This window comes from Streptomyces sp. NPDC090025, assembly GCF_044748125.1.
Lineage (GTDB): Bacteria > Actinomycetota > Actinomycetes > Streptomycetales > Streptomycetaceae > Streptomyces.
Genome location: NZ_JBIVFL010000025.1, coordinates 1 through 20,056 on the forward strand (window position 1 = coordinate 1; position 20,056 = coordinate 20,056).

24 protein-coding genes are annotated in these 20,056 nt (G+C 73.7%); 5 read left to right on the forward strand and 19 right to left on the reverse strand.

The genetic code is table 11. The annotated features are described in order from the left end of the window. Positions 1–91 precede the first annotated feature (91 nt). Positions 92–628 (reverse strand): transglycosylase family protein, encoded by a 537-nt coding sequence (locus ACIPXM_RS34785; protein WP_401663964.1) that lies wholly within the window; start codon positions 626–628, stop codon positions 92–94. 248 nt (positions 629–876) lie between these two features. Here ACIPXM_RS34785 and ACIPXM_RS34790 point away from each other — a divergent pair, with 248 nt between their 5' ends. After that, on the forward strand, positions 877–1,659 hold the full coding sequence (locus tag ACIPXM_RS34790; protein ID WP_401663967.1) for a hypothetical protein: 783 nt from the start codon (positions 877–879) through the stop codon (positions 1,657–1,659). Positions 1,660–1,880: 221 nt separating this feature from the next. Next, the gene (locus ACIPXM_RS34795; RefSeq protein WP_401663969.1) at positions 1,881–2,258 is read left to right on the forward strand and encodes a hypothetical protein; all 378 of its coding nucleotides are present in this window, start codon (positions 1,881–1,883) and stop codon (positions 2,256–2,258) included. Positions 2,259–2,555: 297 nt separating this feature from the next. Here ACIPXM_RS34795 and der read toward each other — a convergent pair whose 3' ends face one another. From der to ACIPXM_RS34835, 8 genes are all read right to left on the reverse strand, one after another. Next, positions 2,556–4,004: a ribosome biogenesis GTPase Der gene (der, locus tag ACIPXM_RS34800; RefSeq protein WP_401663971.1), complete on the reverse strand. Its 1,449-nt coding sequence runs from the start codon at positions 4,002–4,004 to the stop codon at positions 2,556–2,558. Positions 4,005–4,073: 69 nt separating this feature from the next. Further along, positions 4,074–4,718, reverse strand: coding sequence for a lysophospholipid acyltransferase family protein (locus tag ACIPXM_RS34805; protein ID WP_401663974.1), 645 nt, complete (start codon positions 4,716–4,718; stop codon positions 4,074–4,076). Then, complete coding sequence (cmk, locus tag ACIPXM_RS34810) at positions 4,715–5,404, reverse strand: (d)CMP kinase (RefSeq protein WP_401663977.1); 690 nt, start codon at positions 5,402–5,404, stop codon at positions 4,715–4,717. Before cmk ends, ACIPXM_RS34805 begins: the two co-directional genes overlap by 4 nt. Before the next feature lie 310 nt (positions 5,405–5,714). Beyond that, positions 5,715–6,293, reverse strand: coding sequence for a PASTA domain-containing protein (locus ACIPXM_RS34815; RefSeq protein ID WP_401663979.1), 579 nt, complete (start codon positions 6,291–6,293; stop codon positions 5,715–5,717). Continuing rightward, positions 6,290–6,772: a SigE family RNA polymerase sigma factor gene (locus ACIPXM_RS34820; protein WP_401663981.1), complete on the reverse strand. Its 483-nt coding sequence runs from the start codon at positions 6,770–6,772 to the stop codon at positions 6,290–6,292. Before ACIPXM_RS34820 ends, ACIPXM_RS34815 begins: the two co-directional genes overlap by 4 nt. A gap of 248 nt (positions 6,773–7,020) precedes the next feature. Next, positions 7,021–8,109: a prephenate dehydrogenase gene (locus tag ACIPXM_RS34825; RefSeq protein ID WP_401663983.1), complete on the reverse strand. Its 1,089-nt coding sequence runs from the start codon at positions 8,107–8,109 to the stop codon at positions 7,021–7,023. After that, positions 8,106–8,468: a chorismate mutase gene (gene aroH, locus ACIPXM_RS34830; protein WP_401663985.1), complete on the reverse strand. Its 363-nt coding sequence runs from the start codon at positions 8,466–8,468 to the stop codon at positions 8,106–8,108. Before aroH ends, ACIPXM_RS34825 begins: the two co-directional genes overlap by 4 nt. Positions 8,469–8,592: 124 nt before the next feature. After that, positions 8,593–9,033, reverse strand: a complete 441-nt coding sequence (locus ACIPXM_RS34835) for a YidB family protein (protein ID WP_401663987.1) — start codon at positions 9,031–9,033, stop codon at positions 8,593–8,595. 129 nt (positions 9,034–9,162) lie between these two features. Between ACIPXM_RS34835 and ACIPXM_RS34840 the strand changes: the two genes are divergently transcribed. From ACIPXM_RS34840 to ACIPXM_RS34850, 3 genes are read left to right on the forward strand one after another with little or no spacing between them, the layout of a single operon-like run. Continuing rightward, positions 9,163–9,498 carry a DUF952 domain-containing protein gene (locus tag ACIPXM_RS34840; protein ID WP_401663989.1) on the forward strand — a complete coding sequence of 112 codons (336 nt, stop codon included), beginning with the start codon at positions 9,163–9,165 and terminating at the stop codon, positions 9,496–9,498. 45 nt (positions 9,499–9,543) lie between these two features. Beyond that, entirely contained in the window at positions 9,544–10,014 is a 471-nt protein-coding gene (locus ACIPXM_RS34845) for a Rieske (2Fe-2S) protein (RefSeq protein ID WP_401663991.1), read from the forward strand. Between the two features lie 32 nt (positions 10,015–10,046). Beyond that, positions 10,047–10,808, forward strand: a complete 762-nt coding sequence (locus ACIPXM_RS34850; RefSeq protein WP_401663993.1) for a DNA polymerase beta superfamily protein — start codon at positions 10,047–10,049, stop codon at positions 10,806–10,808. Here ACIPXM_RS34850 and ACIPXM_RS34855 read toward each other — a convergent pair. The 10 genes from ACIPXM_RS34855 to ACIPXM_RS34900 all read right to left on the reverse strand — a co-directional run bounded on the left by ACIPXM_RS34855 (position 10,725) and on the right by ACIPXM_RS34900 (position 19,642). Then, on the reverse strand, positions 10,725–11,546 hold the full coding sequence (locus ACIPXM_RS34855) for a DNA polymerase beta superfamily protein (protein ID WP_401663995.1): 822 nt from the start codon (positions 11,544–11,546) through the stop codon (positions 10,725–10,727). The two genes, ACIPXM_RS34850 and ACIPXM_RS34855, sit on opposite strands and share 84 nt — an antisense overlap. 7 nt (positions 11,547–11,553) lie before the next feature. After that, positions 11,554–12,579, reverse strand: a complete 1,026-nt coding sequence (locus ACIPXM_RS34860; protein ID WP_401663998.1) for an ADP-ribosylglycohydrolase family protein — start codon at positions 12,577–12,579, stop codon at positions 11,554–11,556. Next, complete coding sequence (locus tag ACIPXM_RS34865; protein WP_401664000.1) at positions 12,576–13,364, reverse strand: NUDIX hydrolase; 789 nt, start codon at positions 13,362–13,364, stop codon at positions 12,576–12,578. Before ACIPXM_RS34865 ends, ACIPXM_RS34860 begins: the two co-directional genes overlap by 4 nt. Beyond that, positions 13,361–14,446, reverse strand: coding sequence for an AAA family ATPase (locus tag ACIPXM_RS34870; RefSeq protein WP_401664002.1), 1,086 nt, complete (start codon positions 14,444–14,446; stop codon positions 13,361–13,363). Before ACIPXM_RS34870 ends, ACIPXM_RS34865 begins: the two co-directional genes overlap by 4 nt. Beyond that, on the reverse strand, positions 14,443–15,099 hold the full coding sequence (gene pnuC, locus ACIPXM_RS34875; protein WP_401664005.1) for a nicotinamide riboside transporter PnuC: 657 nt from the start codon (positions 15,097–15,099) through the stop codon (positions 14,443–14,445). Before pnuC ends, ACIPXM_RS34870 begins: the two co-directional genes overlap by 4 nt. A gap of 128 nt (positions 15,100–15,227) precedes the next feature. Then, positions 15,228–16,430 carry a pseudouridine synthase gene (locus ACIPXM_RS34880; RefSeq protein ID WP_401664007.1) on the reverse strand — a complete coding sequence of 401 codons (1,203 nt, stop codon included), beginning with the start codon at positions 16,428–16,430 and terminating at the stop codon, positions 15,228–15,230. Then, on the reverse strand, positions 16,430–17,032 hold the full coding sequence (scpB, locus tag ACIPXM_RS34885) for an SMC-Scp complex subunit ScpB (RefSeq protein ID WP_401664009.1): 603 nt from the start codon (positions 17,030–17,032) through the stop codon (positions 16,430–16,432). The genes ACIPXM_RS34880 and scpB overlap by 1 nt, the downstream gene beginning before the upstream one ends. Next, positions 17,029–18,084 (reverse strand): segregation and condensation protein A, encoded by a 1,056-nt coding sequence (locus ACIPXM_RS34890; RefSeq protein ID WP_401664011.1) that lies wholly within the window; start codon positions 18,082–18,084, stop codon positions 17,029–17,031. The genes scpB and ACIPXM_RS34890 overlap by 4 nt, the downstream gene beginning before the upstream one ends. A 47-nt stretch (positions 18,085–18,131) precedes the next feature. After that, positions 18,132–18,620, reverse strand: a complete 489-nt coding sequence (locus tag ACIPXM_RS34895) for a hypothetical protein (protein ID WP_401664058.1) — start codon at positions 18,618–18,620, stop codon at positions 18,132–18,134. Further along, the gene (locus ACIPXM_RS34900; protein WP_345492490.1) at positions 18,617–19,642 is read right to left on the reverse strand and encodes a ParA family protein; all 1,026 of its coding nucleotides are present in this window, start codon (positions 19,640–19,642) and stop codon (positions 18,617–18,619) included. The genes ACIPXM_RS34895 and ACIPXM_RS34900 overlap by 4 nt, the downstream gene beginning before the upstream one ends. Positions 19,643–20,056: the final 414 nt, after the last annotated feature.

Below are 20,056 nucleotides of genomic sequence, written 5' to 3' on the forward strand. Positions count from 1 at the left end.
GCCACCCGCTACGACAAGACCGCACAGTCCTACGAAGCAGCCGTCACCCTCGCATCACTCCTGATGTGGGCCTGACATTTGACGACAGAACCTAGGGCAGCCGCAGCATCGTGCCGAGCATCAGCCGGTTCGGGTCGGGGCCGATCGCGGCCCGGTTCGCCGCGTACAGCGCCTCCCAGCCGCCCTTGACCGCGAACCGGCGGGCGATCGAGGTGAGGGTGTCCCCGGCCTGGACGACATGGGCCCGGCCGCTCAGCCCGTACCGCCGCGCGCACACCGGCCAGGCCGACCAGCCCTGCACCCGGAGCACGTCCTCGGCGACCATGATCTGCTGCGCCCGGGTGGCGAGGTCGGCGCGCCGGGCGTAGCGGCGGCCGCCGAACTCGTCCCAGGTCGGCTGCCAGAACTGCAGTCCGCCGTAGAAGCCGTTGCCGGTGTTGGCCCGCCAGTCGCCGTCGCTCTCGCAGGCGGCGACGCAGCCCCACGGCCACTGGTCGCGCGCGCAGGGTTCGACGGGGCTGGGCGCGGCGGGCGCGGCGGCCGCGGCGGCGGCCTCGGGGGCCAGCAGCGCGGCCGAGGCCAGGACGAGGCCCGTCGTCCACCCGCGGGCCCACGATCGGATCATCATCACGGCAGGCTAGGCAGCGGCCCGTGGGGCCGGGCGGGTGCCGCGCGGAACACCGTTCACATGCCACCCGGTCGGAGTCACGCGCGCCGGGAGCCCGCCAGGGGCGCGGCCGAGCGGCGTTGTCACATGCCGTCGGCCAAGTTGCCCGCCCTCCGCGCGTGACCCCGGCCGAGCCTTCCCCGTTGAACTCGGCATGAGACGACCGGGAACCGCCCGGCGTCGCACGCACCGAGTCCAGGGAGCCCCCCGTGCCGCGCATGCTCGACGTCAGCGAGGACGTACGCGCCGAGATCGGCGACGAAGAAGCCGACCGGCTGCTGGCCGGCGACAACGCCCCGGGCAGCTACGACTGCACCTCCTGCCGGACCCCTGGCGACTCCGACCAGGAGCGCACCAGCACGGTGCTGTTCGTCGGCGACGAGACGGCCGTCCTCGCCTTCGCCCACGCCACCTGCATCCCGTCCCAGGTGGTGCGGGTCGCCGAGGAGCAGCTGCAGGGCGCCGTCGCGTCCATCGCGGCGGCCGACGCCGCCGACTCGCTCGCCGCCGCCCACCCGCAGCAGGCCGTGCTCGGGGTGACCAGCGGTCTGGTCCTGATCGACGGCGAGCTGCACCCGGCGCTGGTCGTGGAGCCGACGGCGCCGGTCGCCCGCCCGGGTTCGGACGGCCTGACCGACGAGTTCCTGCCGCTCCTGGCCGAGCAGGGCTTCCAGCCGCTCCCCGACCTCGACGCCAAGCCGGCCGTGCTGCCCGGCTGGTCGGTCCTGGTCGCGATGGGCCAGCTGCACTCGGTGCTCCAGCCGGGGGCCGGTGGCACCGGCCAGGCGGCCTGGTGGCAGGCGCACCAGCCGCTCCAGGTGACCGACGGCTGGCGGGCCGCGGCGAACAAGTCGCACACGGTGCTCGTGTTCGCGGCGCCGGTCGGCTCGATCGGCCAGCAGCCGCGCGAGGACCTGCTGCGGGACGCGCTGGAGAAGGCCGCGGCCAACGGGCGGCTCGTGGCCGCCGCGATGCCGCTGGCCGGCACGTGATGGATGACGCCCGTCCCGGCATAGGGCCGGCCCGGGTCCCGGGGGCGCCGACCGTGCCGCGCCCCCGGGCGCCGCTTTCCGAGGGGCAGCGCCCGCATCCGACGGACGGCGGGGTCGTTGGCACCTACGTGCACGCATATGACCCATTCCGCCAGCAGTATCCGAGCCAGAGTCCTGCTCCGGTGCCGATCCCGGCCGCGGCAGCGAGTCCGATCCCGGCGATGCGCCCGGCGCAGGACGGTGCGGCGGGCCTCTCGGCCACCCCGATCTACGACGCGCTGTACTCCGAGTACCGCAGGTCGTTCCGTACGCTGCCGGGCGACCGCAGCGGCGAGGAGGATCTGGACTTCCGGGGGTTCGCCCCGTCGCACGGTTTCGGCTCGCAGGGCTTCGGCTCCCACGGTTTCGGTGCGCAGGGCTTCAGCACTCAAGGCTTCGGATCGCAGGGTTTCGGATCGCAGGGCTTCGCGTCGCCGCGCCCGCAGCCGTCCCCGTCCCCCTCCCCGTACACGGGCTGGACGAACTGGGGAACGGGGGGCTCGGCGGGGTCGGCGGGGTCGGCGTACGCGCTGCCGCCGGGCACCCGGCACAGCATCTGAGCCGTCCTGCCAGGTCAGGATGACAACGGCCGGGGGGGGGGGGGGGGGGGGGGGGGGCCCCCCCCCCCCCCCCGGGCGGGGCGCCGCGGCCCCCCCCCCGGGCGGGGGGGTGGGGGGGGGCGGGGCGGCCGCCCCCCCCCCCCCCGGGGGGGGGGGGGGCCCCCCCCCCCCCCCCCCCCCCCCCGCCCCCCGCCGCCCCCGCCGCGGCGGGGGTCCTCCCGGGGGGGGGGGGGGGGGGCCGGGCGCCCCCCCCCCCCCCCCCCCGGCCGTGTCCGTCCCGTCGGCGCGCTGCCGCGGTTACTTCTTGCGGCCGCGCTTCTCGCGCACCCGCACCGAGATGTGGATCGGGGTGCCCTCGAAACCGAACTCCTCGCGCAGCCGGCGCTCGACGAAGCGCCGGTAGCCCGCCTCCAGGAAGCCGGAGGAGAAGAGCACGAAGCGGGGCGGCTTGGTGCCCGCCTGGGTGCCGAAGAGGATGCGGGGCTGCTTGCCGCCGCGGATCGGGTGCGGGTGGGCGGCGACCAGCTCACCGAGGAAGGCGTTCAGGCGGCCGGTGGGGACGCGGGTCTCCCAGCCGGCGAGCGCGGTCTCGATCGCCGGGACCAGCTTCTCCATGTGGCGGCCGGTCTTCGCGGAGACGTTGACCCGGGGCGCCCAGGAGACCTGCTGCATCTCGGTCTCGATCTCGCGCTCCAGGTAGTAGCGCCGCTCCTCGTCCAGCTCGTCCCACTTGTTGTACGCGATGACGATCGCGCGGCCGGACTCGACGGCCATGGTGATGATCCGCTGGTCCTGCACCGAGATGTGGTCGGTGGTGTCGATCAGGATGACCGCCACCTCGGCCTTCTCCACGGCGGCGGCGGTGCGCAGCGAGGCGTAGTAGTCCGCGCCCTCCTGCAGGTGCACCTTCTTGCGGATACCGGCGGTGTCGACGAACTTCCAGGTGACGCCGCCGAGCTCGATCAGCTCGTCGACCGGGTCACGGGTGGTGCCGGCCAGCTCGTTGACGACGACCCGGTCCTCGTTGGCGACCTTGTTGAGCAGGGAGGACTTGCCGACGTTGGGGCGGCCGATGAGGGCGATCCGGCGCGGTCCGCCGACCGGGTTGCCGAAGCGCTGCTCGGGGGCCTCGGGCAGCGCCTTGAGGACCTCGTCGAGGAGGTCGCCGGTGCCGCGGCCGTGCAGCGAGGAGACCGGGAACGGCTCGCCGAGACCGAGCGACCACAGCGCGGCGGCGTCGGCCTCGCCGGACTGGCCGTCGACCTTGTTGGCGGCGAGGACGACGGGCTTGCCCGCGCGGCGCAGCAGCCGGACGACGGCCTCGTCGGTGTCGGTGGCGCCCACGGTGGCGTCCACGACGAACAGGCAGGCGTCGGCGGCCTCGATGGCGTACTCCGCCTGGGCGGCGACGGAGGCGTCGATGCCGAGGACGTCCTGCTCCCAGCCGCCGGTGTCGACGACCTTGAAGCGGCGCCCGGCCCATTCGGCCTCGTAGGTGACGCGGTCACGGGTGACGCCGGGCTTGTCCTCGACGACGGCCTCGCGGCGGCCGATGATCCGGTTCACCAGGGTCGACTTGCCGACGTTGGGGCGGCCGACGACGGCGAGGACGGGGAGCGGGCCGTGTCCGGCCTCCTCGATCGCGCCCTCGACGTCCTCGACGTCGAAGCCCTCTTCCGCGGCGAGCTCCATGAACTCCGCGTACTCGGCGTCGCCAAGTGCCCCGTGGTCGTGCTGGTCGTTCATGAAGTCCGTTCCTTGATCATTCGTGGTCGGTGGGTCCCCGTCGCCGAGGCCCACTACTCAGAGTGTCGCTCAGCGCCCGGTGAGGCGCCTGGCGTTTTTCAGGTGGTCGGTCAGCCGCTCCTGGATGCGGACGGTCGCCTCGTCCAGCGCCTTGCGGGTGCGCCGGCCGCTGCCGTCGCCCGCTTCGAAGGCGTCGCCGAAGACGACGTCGACGCGGGTACGGAGCCGGGGCAGCGCCTTGACCAGGCGGCCCGGGCGCTCGGTGCTGCCGAGGACGGCGACCGGGACGATCGGGGCGCCGCTGCGGACCGCGAAGTAGGCGAGTCCGGCGCGGAGCGAGGCGAAGTCGCCCTCGCCCCGGGTGCCCTCGGGGAAGATCCCGAGGACGCCGCCGTGCTCCAGGACGGCGAGGGCGTTGCCGATCGCGCCGCGGTCGGTGGAGTGCCGGTCGACCTTGAGCTGCCCGATGCCTTCCAGGAAGCTGCCGAGCGGGCCGACGAACGCCTCCTTCTTGATGAGGAATTGCACGGGCCGCGGGGCGGTGCCCATGAGCATGGGGCCGTCGAGGTTGTGCGCGTGGTTGACGGCGAGGATGACGGGGCCTGCGGCCGGTACCCGCCAGGCGCCGAGGACGCGCGGCTTCCAGAGGCCGTACATCAGTCCGATGCCGATGCGGCGGCCGACGGCGGCGCCCTTCAGGGAGGGCTCGGTCACCGGGCGGCCGCCCGCTGCTCGGGACTCCGCTTCTCCTCCACCAGGGTGACGACGCACTCGATGACCTGGTCGAGGGTGAGCTCGGTGGTGTCGACCTCGACGGCGTCGTCGGCCTTGGCGAGCGGGGAGGTCTTGCGGCTGGAGTCGGCCGCGTCCCGCTTGACCAGGGCCTGCTGGGTGGCGGCCACGTCGGCGCCCTTGAGCTCGCCGGAGCGGCGGGCGGCGCGGGCCTCCGGGGAGGCGGTGAGGAAGACCTTGAGGTCGGCGTCGGGCAGCACGGTGGTGCCGATGTCCCGGCCCTCGACGACGATGCCCTGCTCGGCGCCGCGGGCGATGGACCGCTGCAGCTCGGTGATGAGGGCGCGGACCTCGGGGACGGCGCTGACGGCGCTGACCTTGGAGGTGACCTCCTCGGTCCTGATCGGTCCGGAGGCGTCGAGTCCGTCGACCGTGATGGTCGGGCGGGCCGGGTCGGTGCCGGAGACGATGACCGGCTTGGCGGCGGCGTTGGCGACGGCGTCGGCGTCGTGGACGTCGACCCCGTTGCTGATCATCCACCAGGTGATGGCCCGGTACTGAGCGCCGGTGTCGAGGTAGCTCAGCCCCAGCTTGGCGGCCACCGCCTTCGAGGTGCTCGACTTGCCCGTGCCGGAGGGGCCGTCGATGGCGACGATCACGGTTTCCACGGTGGGGAACGCCTTCCTGGATGAGCGGCAGGCCCCCGGCGAATGTACGGGGGACCCCACAAGGTTACCGAGTCCCCCACCCCCGTTCGGCCCAGCGGCCCCCGAGAGCCCCGCCGAGGGGCCCTGGCGGTGCGGTCGGGGCCGCCGCCTCGGGCAGGACCTCCGCAACCCGAGGACGATGCCGGGCGAACCGCGCGGCTGACGGCACCGGAGCCCGCCACCCGCAGCCGGTCCCCCGCTCCGGGTGGCTCCCCTGCCCGGCAGGACGGGGCGCCGTCCTGCCGGTGCGCGAGCCGAAGGGCCCGGTCGCTCAGGTCCTGCCGGGTTTGCCCGTCGAGACCAGCAGGAGGACGGACGAGCCCGGTGCCACCGGTTCCGCGCCGCCCCGGGGGGCACTGCTGATCACCTGCCCGGCGGGAGCGTTCCAGTCCGTGTGCCGCATGATCGTGCAGCTCAGTCCGAGTCCGCGCAGCAGACTTCCGGCCTGTTCGACCGGCATGCCGGCCAGGTCCGGCAGCGCGACGCCCGCTCCCCCGGTCCGCTCCTGCCCCCGTGTCGGAGTCGCATCGGCGCTTCCGCTCCTGGGGGCTCCGGTGGCGAGCGGGGCGCACGCCCCGCTCGCCGATGGGGACAGGGACGGGGAGGCGCCGGGCGCGGGCGGCACGGGCTTCAGCGCGAAGAACCCCACCGTGGTGCACGCCAGCACGCCGCACGCCGCAGCGGTGCCGAGGAGCGCCCGGCGGGTGCGGCTGCGGCTGACGGCTCGCTCGATCGCGGCCGCGTCGACGACCGGCGCCGTCGGCCCGTCGGCGAAGGAGGCCACCGCGGCACGCAGCTCGGCTTCGAGGCCCGGCTCGAACGGGGCGGGTCCCGACGACGTGTTCCTCACTTCGTACCTCCGAAAGCGGCCGACGGGGTGTGCGGCGCCTGGGCGCCCGATACGGAATCGCGCAGCTTGGCCAGGCCGCGGGCGAGCTGGGACCTCACCGCACTCGAAGAGATGTCCAGGACGCCGGCGATCTGCCGGGCGTCCAGATCGTGCAGGTAGTACAGGACCACCACGCTGCGCATGCCCATCGGCAGCCCGAGCAGTGCCTCGATCAGTTCCGCGCGCAGTTCCACCTGCCCGAACCGGTCCCGGGGGTCGGCCGTCTCGGGCACCCCCGACAGCCCGGGGCGCTCGCCCAGGCGCGACAGCCGCCGCCAGCGGTCGTTGGCCAGGTTGACCAGCACTTTGCGCACGTACGCCTCCGGCGAGTCCGCCACCTCGACCTTCCGCCAGTGTCGGCACGCCCGCTCCAGCGCCTCCTGCACCAGATCCTCGGCCACGTGCACGTCACCGGTCAGCGCATACGCGGTGCGGAACAACGCTCTTGACCGCTGTGCGACGAACTCCGTGAATCCGTTGCCCGGACCGCTCCTGCGAAACCTCACCCGCCGACCCCCTTTCCTCATCCCGTCCCGATCACTGCCCCCATGACGGCGGAACGGGGCCGGGTGCTGCACCGAGCCACCGACAGTGACGTGAATCACAGCCGGGACGGAAGGGTGTCCCAGCACCTCGCGCCGCTGCCACCCGGCGTGGGGTCGGGGCCCGGCGTCCTGCCAGGAGGACGTCAGCTCTGCCGCAGCGCCCAGCCCCTGTCCCGCAGGAACTCGGCGAGGCCCGGGGCGGCGGAGGGTTCGACCATCAGCTGGACGAGGCCCGCCTGTTGGCCGGTGGCGTGCTCGATGCGGACGTCCTCGATGTTGACGCCCGCGCGGCCCGCGTCCGCGAAGATGCGGGCGAGCTCCCCCGGCTGGTCGCTGATGAGGACGACGACGGTGTCGTAGCTGGCGGGGGCGGCGCCGTGCTTGCCGGGGACCCGGGCGCGGCCCGCGTTGCCGCGGCGCAGCACGTCCTCGACGCCCGACGCGCCCGCCCGGCGCTTCGCGTCGTCGCCGGACTCCAGCGAGCGCAGCGCCCGTACCGTCTCGTCCAGGTCGGCCGCCACGCCCGCGAGCACGTCGGCGACGGGTCCGGGGTTGGCGGACAGGATCTCCACCCACATCCGGGGGTCGGACGCGGCGATCCGGGTGACGTCCCGGATGCCCTGGCCGCACAGCCGTACCGCCGTCTCGTCCGCGCTCTCCAGGCGGGCCGCGACCATCGACGACACCAGCTGCGGGGTGTGCGAGACCAGCGCGACCGCGCGGTCGTGGGCGTCGGCGTCCATGACTACGGGCACCGCGCGGCACAGCGCGACCAGTTCGAGGGCGAGGTTGAGGACCTCGGTGTCGGTGTCCCGGGTGGGCGTGAGCACCCACGGGCGGCCCTCGAAGAGGTCGGCGGTGGCGGCGAGCGGCCCGGAGCGCTCCTTGCCGGACATCGGGTGGGTGCCGAGGTAGGTGGTGAGGTCGAGCCCCAGCTCCTCGAGCTCCCGCTTCGGTCCGCCCTTGACGCTCGCCACGTCGAGGTAGCCGCGGCCGAGCCCGGCCCGCATCGCCTCGGCGAGGGTGCCGGCCACGTGCGCGGGCGGTACGGCGACCAGGACCAGGTCCACCGGTCCCGCGGGCGCCTCGTCGGTGCCCGCGCCGAGCGCGGCGGCCGTCCGGGCCCGGGCCGGGTCGTGGTCGCGGAGGTGGACGGCGACACCGCGGCCGGCCAGGGCGAGCGCCGCCGAGGTGCCGATCAGGCCGGTTCCGATGACGAGGGCGGTTCTCACTGGGCGATGTCCTTGCGCAGGGCGGCCGCGGCACCGAGGTAGACGTGCGCGATCCGGGACTTGGGCAGATCCGACTCGACGTGCGCGAGGAGCCGTACGACCCTCGGCATCGCGCCCTCGATGTCGAGCTCCTGGGCGCAGAGCAGCGGAACGTCCACTATCCCGGCGTCGCGGACGGCGGCGGCCGGGAAGTCGCTGCGCAGATCGGGGGTGGCCGTGAACCAGAGGCTGATGAGGTCGTCGGAGGTCAGCCCGTTGCGGCTCAGCACGGCGCCGAGCAGCTCCTCGACCTGCTCGCGCATGTGTCCGGCGTCGTCCCGTTCCAACTGGACGGCGCCTCGGACCGCTCGTACCGCCACGTCGTCCACCACTCCTTCGCCCGGCTTCACCCGCTGCACTGCTCCGGCCAGCCTAGTCAGCCGTCCGGGGGCAGCGCCGTGCCGCCCGTCTGCCGAGACGGGCGGCACGCGCCGGGCAGCGGGCTCAGAGCTGCTGCTGCCGGATGATGTCCTCCAGGGAACCGGCGGGCACCTGGCCCTGCGGGGTGAGCTTGTCGACGACCTGCGGCAGCGACTGGGCGATCTCGTCGGCGGCCTGCTGCGGGGTGACCCCGGCCTCCTGGGCGACCTGCTGCAGCGTCTCGTCGGGCAGGGCCTGGGCGATCTGGCCGCCGCTGACGGACTGGTTCTCGCCGGAGCCGACCCAGGACTGGGCCTGGTCGACAAGACCGGACTTGGTGAGCATGTCGAGGAGGCCGCCGAGCGGGTTGCCGCCGCCTGCGGCGCCGCCCGCACCGCCCTTGCCGCTGGTCAGGGCGGAGAGGAGGGAGCCGAGGATGTTGCCGGCGCCGCCACCGCCGCCCTGGCCGCCCTGGGCACCGCCGAGCAGGCCGCCGAGCAGACTTCCGAGATCGTTTCCTGCCATGATCACGCCTTTCTTCCGGTACGGAACACGGTCAATGTCACCCAGACCGGGACCTTCCGCCACTCGGGGTAGCGGAGCCCCGCCGGGCGGCCGTCCCGGGCCCGCCGCTCGCGCGGTACAACTGTCGGCATGCTGCTGCATGTCGTACCGCTCGACGAATGGTCCGCCGACCCGGGCCTCCCCTACGCCCCGCCGTCCCTCGCCGCCGAGGGCTTCGTGCACTGCTCGCCGGACGAGCCGACCGCCCTCGCGATCGCGGACGCCCACTACCGCGACGCGCACGGGCCGCTGCTCGTCCTGGTGATCGACGAGTCCCGGCTGTCCGGCGAGGTCCGCTGGGAGGGCTCGGAGGACATGGTCTTCCCGCATGTGTACGGGCCGATCGAGCGCGCGGCCGTGGTCGCCGTCCTGGAGGTGGGCCGGGACGCGGACGGCCGTGCGAGGGAGCTGACGCCCTGGGCGTAGGCGTGTCGCGGCGCGCGGGCGGCGGGCCTGGCCAAGCTGGGCGCCATGACTGCTGCCGCGTCCGCCGACGCCCCGCCAGCCACCGTTCCCCCGCTCGCCGCCCTGTCCCGTCGCTCGACGCTGCTGGCGAGCCTGGTCCTGGCGGCGGGCTGCGGCTCGGGCTCGGGCTCCGACTCCGGAACCAGTTCCTCGCCCTCCCCCTCCTCCCCCGGCACGGCGTCGGCGTCGGCGTCGGCGCTGGCGCGGACCGAGGACATCCCGGTCGGCGGCGGCAAGGTCTTCACCGACCGGAAGGTCGTGGTGACCCAGCCCAAGGAGGGCGAGTTCAAGGCGTTCTCGGCGGTCTGCACCCATCAGGGCTGCCTGGTGGACAAGGTCGCCGACGGCACCATCGACTGCCCCTGCCACGGCTCCCGCTACCGCATCGCGGACGGCTCGGTGGCGGCGGGCCCGGCGCCGCGCCCGCTGCCCGCGGAGCGGATCAATGTCTCGGCCGGTGAGATCACCCTCACCTAGGGCTCCCGGATCGGGGGGCCTAGATTGGCCGCATGACTCCCGAGGAACTGGTGCGCGACCACACGATCTACTCCTGTGTGATGGGGTCGCGCGCGTTCGGTCTGGCGACCGAGGACAGCGACACCGACCGGCGCGGGGTGTTCCTCGCGCCGACGCCGCTGTTCTGGCGCTTCGACAAGCCCCCGGCGCATGTGGAGGGCCCGGCCGACGAGCAGTTCAGCTGGGAGCTGGAACGCTTCTGCGAGCTGGCCCTGCGCAACAACCCCAACGTCCTGGAGTGTCTGCACTCGCCGCTGGTGGAGCGGGCGGACGCGACCGGGCGCGAACTGCTCTCGCTCCGCTCGGCGTTCCTGTCCCGGCAGGCGCACGGCACCTTCGTCCGCTACGCGGGCGGCCAGCGCCGCAAGCTGGAGGCGGACGTCCGCACCCACGGCGCCCCGCGCTGGAAGCACGCGATGCACCTGCTGCGGCTGCTGACCAGCTGCCGCGATCTGCTGCGCACCGGCGAGCTGCGCATCGAGGTCGGCGAGGAACGCGACCGGCTGCTCGCGGTGAAGCGCGGCGAGCTGTCCTGGGCGGAGGTGGAGCGCTGGATGAACCTCCTCCAGGACGAGGCCGACCGCGCCCACACCGGCAGCCCGCTCCCCGACGTCCCGGACACGGCGCGGATCGAGGACTTCCTGACCCGCGCCCGCCGGGCGTCGGCGGCGTCAGCCCTCGGCGTGCGCGAGCCGGACGCGGACGACGAGGTCGTGCAGCGCGTCGGCCACCGGGGCCTCGGCGCGCAGCGCTGACGCCTGCTGCGCCGCGTCGAGCACCTGGTGCAGCCGCTCAATCTCGGCCGTCACCGCGTCGAGCGGCACGTCGGCCGCCCCGTGCTCGGCATCGGCCTTGACCGCGATCAGCCCGGGCAGCCGCGCCGGGGCCTCGGGCACCTCGCCGGCCAGGGTCGGCAGATGGGCCTGGATCTCGCCGGCGCGCATCAGGTGGATGCCGGTGAGCAGCGCCCGGTAGGTGTAGAGCAGCGGCTTGAGCTCACCGGTCTTCCCGAACAGGCGCCACTGGGTGCCCGCGAAGCCCCGGTAGTGGTGGGCGTGGTGCGAGGTGAGCACGTCGGGCACCAGGGCGCGCAGCTCGGCGTGGGCGTCGGTGGTGTGGGCGACCAGCGGCGAGGTGAGCTGTTCGAGGACATAGCCGTTGGGCCGCAGCATCAGGCGGGCGAACTTCCGCAGGTCGTGCGTGACGAGGTCCATCTCGACGCCGTCCTGGTCCCACATCCGGGTCCGGGTCTCCTCGGGCTCGCGCAGGCCCACCAGGGCGGCGGCGGGCAGCAGATGGACGCCGCGCAGGTCGACGTCGGAGTCCCGGGACGGGAAGCCGTAGAGGTGGGCGCCGGAGACGGTGGCGAAGAGCACCGGGTCGGGCTGGTCGGCGACGACGGCGGACAGGTCGACGTCCGGTACGTCCCCGAGAACGCCTCCGGGCGCGAGGCCGGGCACGGGGGCGGGCAGGAGCTTGGGCGAGAGCGGCATCAGTGGATCACAGGTCCCAGAGCGCGCCGAAGGCGCGCAGTTCGTCGTGGTGTTCGAGTGGGGCGGCCCAGCTGTCGGGCCAGGCGGCGGCGCCCAGGTGGGCGCCCGCGAAGGCGCCGGTGAGGGCGGCGATGGAGTCGGAGTCGCCGCGGGTGCAAGCGGCCCTGCGCAGCGCGGTGAGCGGGGCGTCGGGGAACTGCAGGAAGGCGAGCAGGCCGGTGGCGAGGGCTTCCTCGGCGACCCAGCCGTCGCCGGTGGAGAGGCAGGGGTCGAGTTCCGGGTCCGCGGTGCGCTGGGCCGCGTCCAGGCGTTCCAGGACGGCCAGGCACTCGTCCCAGCCGCGCCGGGCGAAGTGCACGGGGTCGGGGTCCTGGGAGCGGGTCCACAGCTCGCCGAGCCAGTGCGCGTCGTAGGTGGAGCGGTGGTCGAGGGCGTACGAGCGGAGCCGCCCGACGAGTCCGGCCGGGTCGGCGCCCCGCGCGAGCAGGTGCACGGCGTGCGCGGTGAGGTCGGCGGCGGCGAGGCCGGTGGGGTGGCCGTGGGTGAGGGCGGCCTGGAGCTGGGCGGCGCCGGACCGTTGCTCGTCGCTGAGCCCGGGCACCAGGCCGACCGGCGCGACCCGCATGTTGGCGCCGCAGCCCTTGGAGCCGATCTGGCTGGCGTCCTGCCAGGCCCGGTCGCTGTCCAGGAGCCGGGCGGCGAGCAGGCAGGTGCGGCCGGGGGCCCGGTTGTTGTCGGGCGCGTGGTACCAGTCGACGTACTCCGCGCGGGCCGTCCGGGCGAGGCGCGACGGGGTCAACGGGCCCTCGTCGAGGGTGGTCCGCAGGGCCCGGGCGAGGGCGAGGGTCATCTGGGTGTCGTCGGTGATGTACGCCGTGCCGCCGCGCACCGGCAGCGGCATCTCGCGCCACGGGCCGAACGTCGCGAGGATCCGCGGCACGTCGTGGAACTCGGTGGGGAAGCCGAGGGCGTCCCCGAGGGCGAGCCCGATGAGCGCGCCGGTCGCGGCCTGCTTGGTCGTTCCGTGGCTCATGCGTTCGATCCTTCCGCTGGGGTGTCAGGGCGGCCGGGTTCCGGTTCGGCGCGGGCCTCGGGGCGCAGCAGCGGCGGGTGGAGGGCCGTCGCCTCGCCCGCCCGGTACAGCGCGGCCGGTTTCCCGCGGCCGCCGGTGCGGCGCGGCGGGCCCTCGACGGGCCGGACGAAGCCGGGTGTGGCGAGGACCTTGCGCCGGAAGTTGGGGCGGTCGAGCGCGACGCCCCACACCGTCTCGTACACCTGGCGCAGCTCGCCGAGGGTGAACTCGGGCGGGCAGAACGCGGTGGCCAGGCAGCTGTACTCCAGCTTGGCGCCGACCCGTTCGCGGGCGTCGGCGAGGATCCGGTCGTGGTCGAAGGCGAGGCCGCGCGCGTCCTCGTACGGCAGCCAGCGGGCCTGGGCGGCGTCGCCGCCGCCGCGCGGCTCGGGCAGGTCGGGGACGAGCGCGGTGAACGCCACGGACACCACCCGCATCCGGGGGTCGCGGTCCGGGTCGCTGTAGGTGCGCAGTTGTTCGAGGTGCAGCCGGGCGGCGATGGCGCCGGACAGGCCGGTCTCCTCGGCGAGTTCGCGGCGGGCGGCCTGTTCGGCGGACTCGTGCGGGAGCACGAAGCCGCCGGGCAGCGCCCAGGCTCCGGCGTACGGCTCCTGGCCGCGTTCGACGAGCAGGACGTGCAGGCGTTCCTCGCGGACGGTGAGGACGGCGAGGTCGGCGGTGAGCGCGAAGGGCTCGAAGGCGTACTTGTCGTACCCGGGGACCGGTGGGGCGGTGGTGCTGGTCATCGGCGCTCCGGAAGAGGGGCGGTGAAGGCCCAGCCCTCGGCGAGCAGCGCGTCCACGGCGGCGACGGCGGTCGCCAGGCGTTCCTCGTGCGGGCCGGTGAGGACCACCGTGCGGCGGCCGGTGTGGGCGAGCTGGGTGAGGAAGCGGGCGGTCATCCAGGGCCGCAGGTGCTCGCCGTCGCGCAGTCCGTCGTCCTCGAAGGCGACGCCCCGGTGGTCGGTGAGCAGCCACAGGTGCTGGCGGCCGCGGGCGGCGATCTCGCCGGTGCCGGGGCTGCTGCTGCCCATGTAGCGCTCGTGCCAGATGGTGGTGGCGAAGGCGTCGGTGTCGCAGATGAGGACCGGGGATCCGGTCCTGGCGGCCTCCTCCTCCAGTTCGGCCTGGCGCAGCGCGATGACCGGGAAGTCGGCGGAGTGGAAGCTGACGTCGGACCAGTCGGCGCCGGGGCGCTCGGCCCGCAGCTCGGCGAGCTTCATTGCGCTGTACTCCCGCCCGTACTCGGGCACCCAGCGGGTGTCCGCCCAGACGCCGCCGCGCGCCCGGTAGTGCGCGGCGAGGGCGCGGGCCATGGTGGTGGTGCCGGTGGACTCGGCGCCGAGGACGACGATCCGGCGGGTGAGGGCGGCCCGTACGGGCGCCGCCAGGTGCTGCCAGGAGCCGATCGGGTCGGCCCGTACGGCGGTGCCGGAGACCGGGTGCCGGATCCGTCCGGGGTCCACCGAGACGGCGGCGGCGCCGAATCTGCGGGCCAGCTCGTCCCCGTACGGCTCCGAGGTGAAGACGGCGTCGACGGGCTCGGGCACGGCGGCCCGGAAGATCGCCATGTGGGCGTCCCAGATGTCGGGGTCGTGCAGGTCGACGGGGACGTCGTCGACGGTGCCGACGACGAGCGCGTCGGGGTGGACCTCGCGCATCCAGGCGACCCGGTCGGCGAGCGGCACGGACTCCACGGCGGAGGCGCAGACCAGCACGGTGAGCCGGTCGCAGCGCTCGCGGGCGGTGCGGACGAGGTGGTGGTGGCCGGCGTGCGGCGGATAGAACTTGCCGAGCACGAGGCCGTGGCCGTAGCGGGTGCCGCTCATGCCGCCGTCTCCAGGGTGCGGGCGGGCCGTCCGGCGGCCAGGTCGCGGGTCCAGCCGCGCAGGCCGACGACGCACAGCGTCAGGAAGCCGACGTAGAGCAGCGAGGTCAGGTAGAGCTGCTTGTACGCGTAGAGCGGGACGTACACGACGTCGGCGGCGATCCACAGCCACCAGGACTCCAGCCGCTTGCGGCACTGCCCGTAGGTGGCGGCCAGCGACAGGGCGGTGGTCAGCGCGTCCCAGAAGGGCACGGTGGAGTCGGTGGCCCGGTCGAGGAGCAGGGTGAGCAGGAGGGTCCCCACCGCCCCCGCCGCGAGCAGCCAGGTCCATTCGGTACGGCTGGTGCGCCGTACCGGCAGGGTGTCGGAGCCTGGGCCACCCCCGTGGGTCCAGGTCCACCAGCCGTACGCGGCGAGGGCGATGAAGACGATCTGGAGGCCGGCATCGGCGTAGAGCCCGCTCTGGGTGAAGAGCAGGACGAAGAACAGGTTGTTGGCGATGCCGAGGGGCCAGTTGGCGAGGTGCTGCCTGGCGACGAGCCAGACGCACAGCGCGCCGCTGCCGAAGCCGAGCACCTCGGTCCAGCTGACCGGTGTGTCGAGGAGCGTGAACAGCGGACGCTGCAGCGGCTCCAGGACGTTCGCGAGACTCATCCCCGCCTCCCCCTTTAAGAGTCATCCTGACTATAAATGGCGGAGCGGGTCGACCACAAGTACGAAAAAGGCCCGTGACCGCCGGGATACGGCGGTCACGGGCCCTGCTCGGCCGGAGGCTGTCGGCCCTACAGGCCGACCTCCTTCATCAGCATGCCGACCTCGGTGTTGCTGAGCCGGCGCAGCCAGCCCGACTTCTGGTCGCCCAGGCCGATCGGGCCGAAGGCGGTGCGGACCAGCTTCTCCACCGGGAAGCCCGCCTCGGCGAGCATCCGGCGCACGATGTGCTTGCGGCCCTCGTGCAGCACGACCTCGACCAGGTAGTTCTTGCCGGTCTGCTCGACCACCCGGAAGTGGTCGGCGCGGGCGTAGCCGTCCTCCAGCTGGATGCCGTCCTTGAGCCGCTTGCCGACCTCGCGGGGCAGCGGGCCCGTGATGGCCGCCAGGTAGGTCTTCTTCACGCCGTACTTGGGGTGGGTGAGACGGTGGGCCAGCTCGCCGTGGTTGGTGAGCAGGATGATGCCCTCGGTCTCCGTGTCGAGCCGGCCGACGTGGAACAGCCGGGTCTCACGGTTGGTGACGTAGTCACCGAGGCACTGGCGGCCGTCCGGGTCCTCCATGGTGGAGACGACACCGGCCGGCTTGTTCAGCGCGAAGAACTGGTACGACTGGGTGGCGACGGTCAGACCGTCGACCCTGATCTCGTCGTTCTCCGGGTCGACCCGGAGGCCCTGCTCAAGGACGATCTCGCCGTTGACCTCGACACGGGCCTGCTCGACCAGCTCCTCGCAGGCACGGCGCGAGCCGTAACCGGCGCGGGCCAGCACCTTCTGCAGCCGCTCGCCCTCCTGCTCGGCGCCCGGGAAGGTCTTCGGGGTCTTGATCTCGGGCTTGTTCGCGTAGCGCTCCCGGTTGCGCTCCTCGGTACGGGCGTCGTACTCGCGCGAACGGGCGGGGGCGGTCCAGCCGCCGCCACGCTTCGGGGACTGCCTGGGGCCGCCCTTGGCGCCGCCACGGGCGGTGTCGCCCCGGCCGCGGCGGGGACCGCCGGGGCCGTCGGAGGGCATCGCCACGTCATAGGAGCGGTCCTCCGGGCGGGGCCGGCGCGGGCTCGCGGCGCCCTGGCCCTGGCCGCCACGGCCCTGACCCTGACCGCCGCCCTGGCCACCACGGCCCTGGCCGCCGCCCTGACCCTGGCCACCACGGCCCTGGCCCTGACCGCGGTCGTCGCGGCCGTTGCCGGCTCCCCGGTAGTTGTTGCCGCGGCCGCCGCTCTTGGCACCACGGCTCCCGCCGTTGTTTCCGCTGTTCCTGCCGCTGCTGCTTCGCATCAAACTTCCGTCGTCTTCTCGTTCTCGTCTGCGTCGGGATCGAACGACGGGACTCCTTCCAGGCTCTCCGGTTCGACCGCCTCCGCCTCGGGGAGGAAGGGCGCGAGCTCCGGAAGCTCGTCCAGGCCGCGCAGGCCCATCCGCTCCAGGAAGTAGTTCGTCGTCCTGTACAGGATCGCACCTGTTTCGGGTTCCGCGCCCGCCTCCGCCACCAGACCGCGCTGCAGAAGGGTGCGCATGACCCCGTCGCAGTTCACCCCGCGCACGGCGGAGACCCGGGAACGGCTGACCGGCTGGCGGTACGCGACGACCGCGAGGGTCTCCAGGGCCGCCTGGGTGAGCCGGGCCTGCTGGCCGTCCAGGACGAACGCCTCGACGGCGGCGGCGTGCTCGGCCCGGGTGTAGAAGCGCCAGCCCCCGGCGACGAGCCGCAGCTCGAAGCCGCGGCCCTGGGCGGTGTACTCGTCGGCCAGCTCCCGCAGGGCGTCCCCGACCTCGCGGGGGGCACGGTCGAGGACCTTGGCGAGGTGGGCCTCGGTGGCGGGCTCGTCGACGACCATGAGGACGGCTTCGAGGGCGGGCTTCAACGTGGGATCGCTCATCGTGCGGTGTCCTCCCGGTCCGCTCGGTCTTCCTGGTCGAACTCGTCGGTGACGGCGGCCGTGGCGGAACTCACGTCCGCGCCGCCGGTCCAGGAGACGGTGAGCTCGCCGAGAGCGGTCTCCTGGTCGAGGGCGACCGCCTTCTCCCGGTAGAGCTCCAGGAGCGCGAGGAAGCGGGCGACCACCGTGAGGGTGTCGGGGGCGCCCTCCACCAGCTCCCGGAAGCCCAGCGTGCCGCGCTCGCGCAGCAGGGCGACCACGATCCCGGCCTGCTCGCGGACGCTGACCAGCGGGGCGTGGATGTGGTCGACGTACACCTGCGGCTTGGCCTTCGGCTGCATCGCCCGCACGGCGAGCCGCGCGAAGCCCTCGGCGCCGATCGAGATCACCACCTCGGGCAGCAGCTCGGCGTGCTGCGGCTCCAGGCCGACGGTCCTGGGGTACCGGCGCCCCTCGGACTCCCACCGCTCGCTGAAGATCTCCGCGATCCGTTTGTACGCCCGGTACTGGAGCAGCCGCGCGAACAGCAGGTCCCGCGCCTCCAGGAGCGCCAGGTCCGCCTCGTCCTCCACCTCGGCGGTCGGCAGCAGCCGGGCCGCCTTCAGGTCGAGCAGCGTCGCGGCCACCACCAGGAACTCGGTCGTCTGGTCGAGGTCCCACTCGGGCCCCATGGCCCGGATGTGCGCCATGAACTCGTCGGTGACCTTGGACAGCGCGACCTCGGTGACGTCGAGCTTGTGCTTCGAGATGAGCTGGAGGAGCAGGTCGAAGGGCCCCTCGAAGTTGGCGAGCCGGACGGTGAAGCGGCCGTCGCCGGGGGCCTCGGGCGTCGGCTCCGGGACCGGGTCCGGTGCGGGCTCCGGGGCCGGGGCCGGGTCCGGTTCGGGCTCCGGGGCAGGTGCGTGGACCGGGACCGGCTCCGCGGCCGGGTCCGGTTCGGGCTCAGGGGTCGGCTCCGGCACGACCGGCGCCTCCGGCAGGTCCGCCCCCGGGCCCCTCCCCAGGGCTCGTCTGCGGGCCGGGCGGGACGTTTCGTCAGGGGGGAGGGGCAAGAGGGATCCTGGTGGAGCGGGGGAAGGCGGTTCGGCGCAGGCTATCGTCAGCGGCCGCGCAGGCGGCGGACGAGGATGCTCGCGTCGCCACGGGATTCCAGGTCGGCGAGGACCACCGCGACCGCCTCGCGGACGATACGGCCCCGGTCGACCGCCAGACCGTGCTCACCGCGGAGCACCAGGCGGGCGTGCTCCAGGTCCATCAGCTCCTCGGCGGAGACATAGACCGTGATCTTCTCGTCGTGCCGTTCGCGGCCGCTGGGGCGCCGGTTGGCGCCGTGGCCGCCGCCCCGCCGCCGCCCGGCGGCGGGTGCGGGCACCGGTGCGGGCGCGGGGGCGGCGGGTGCCTCCGCCGTCCGGGCGCGCGGCTCCGCCGCCTCCTCCGCGGCCGCGGCGGAGTGCTCGGCGCCGGCGTCCGCGGACGCCACCGGGTCGCTCTCCCCCGCGGGTGCCGGTACGGTCCTGCGCGGCGAGGAGGACTGCAGCGCCATCCCCCCGGTCGTACGGAACAGCTCGTCGGCGCCGGGCAGACTCACTCGGCGTGACACCGGGCGAGCACCTCCCTGGCGAGCTGACGGTAGGCGGCGGCGCCCACGGAGTTCGACGCGTACGTGGTGATGGGCTCGCCCGCGACCGTGGTCTCGGGGAAGCGCACGGTCCGGCCGATCACCGTGTGGTAGACGTGGTCGTCGAACGCCTCGACCACGCGCGCGAGGACCTCGCGCGAGTGCACGGTGCGCGAGTCGTACATGGTGGCGAGGATGCCGTCGAGCTCCAGCTCGGGGTTGAGCCGCTCCTGGACCTTCTCGATGGTCTCGGTCAGCAGGGCCACGCCGCGCAGCGCGAAGAACTCGCATTCCAGCGGCACGATGACCTTGTGAGCCGCCGTCAGGGCGTTCACGGTGAGCAGGCCGAGCGAGGGCTGACAGTCGATCACGATGTAGTCGTAGTCGTTCATCAGCGGCTTGAGCGCACGCTGCAGCGTGGACTCGCGCGCGACCTCGCTGACCAGCTGGACCTCGGCCGCCGACAGGTCGATGTTGCTCGGCAGCAGGTCCATGTTGGGCACGGCGGTCTTGAGCAGCACCTCGTCCGCCGACATGCCCCGCTCCATGAGCAGGTTGTAGACGGTGAGGTCGAGCTCCATCGGGTTCACGCCGAGCCCGACCGACAGGGCACCCTGCGGGTCGAAGTCGACGAGCAGCACCCGTCGTCCGTACTCGGCGAGCGCGGCACCCAGGTTGATGGTCGACGTGGTCTTGCCGACGCCGCCCTTCTGGTTGCACATCGCGATGATCTTCGCGGGGCCGTGGTCGGTCAGCGGGCCCGGGATCGGGAAGTACGGCAGCGGCCGTCCGGTGGGGCCGATCCGCTCGCGGCGCTGGCGGGCAGCGTCGGGTGCGAGGGTGGCCGCGTACTCGGGGTCGGGCTCGTACTCGGCGTCGGGGTCGTAGAAGTGCCCCTCGGGCACCTCGTCATAGGCGGCGAAGTGGGTGGACTCTCGGCCCATCTCGTTGCCGGCCGTGGCGTTCACGTGTAGGCCGTCCGTCATCTTCATCGTATGGGCTGGCGTCATGGGCTGGTGCGTCGCGAAGGTCCGCACCGCGACGGAGCCGATCGGAGCCCCTGGCTCGCCACCCTCGGGAGTAAATGTCGACTCATTCACAAGTCGTCTTACCTCCTTGAATGTGGCCAGGAACATTTATCGATAGGTCAGCGTGGCACCATGCCGACGGTTGGCGACTCTATGGCGTGTCACCGCTCCGCAGCAACACAATCCGCCGGACCCGGCACGATGTGTCGGCAACCGAACACCTCGCTGTCAAGGGTGCGCAGGCATGGAACCGCACGTTTCAGGGGTGCGCGAAACGGTTAAAGAGTTACGTTCGAGGCGAGTTGACCGGGGGCCCGGAGGTGGCCGGACACACATCGGGCCGGACCTTGCTCATCAAGGTCCGGCCCGGTGCGTGGG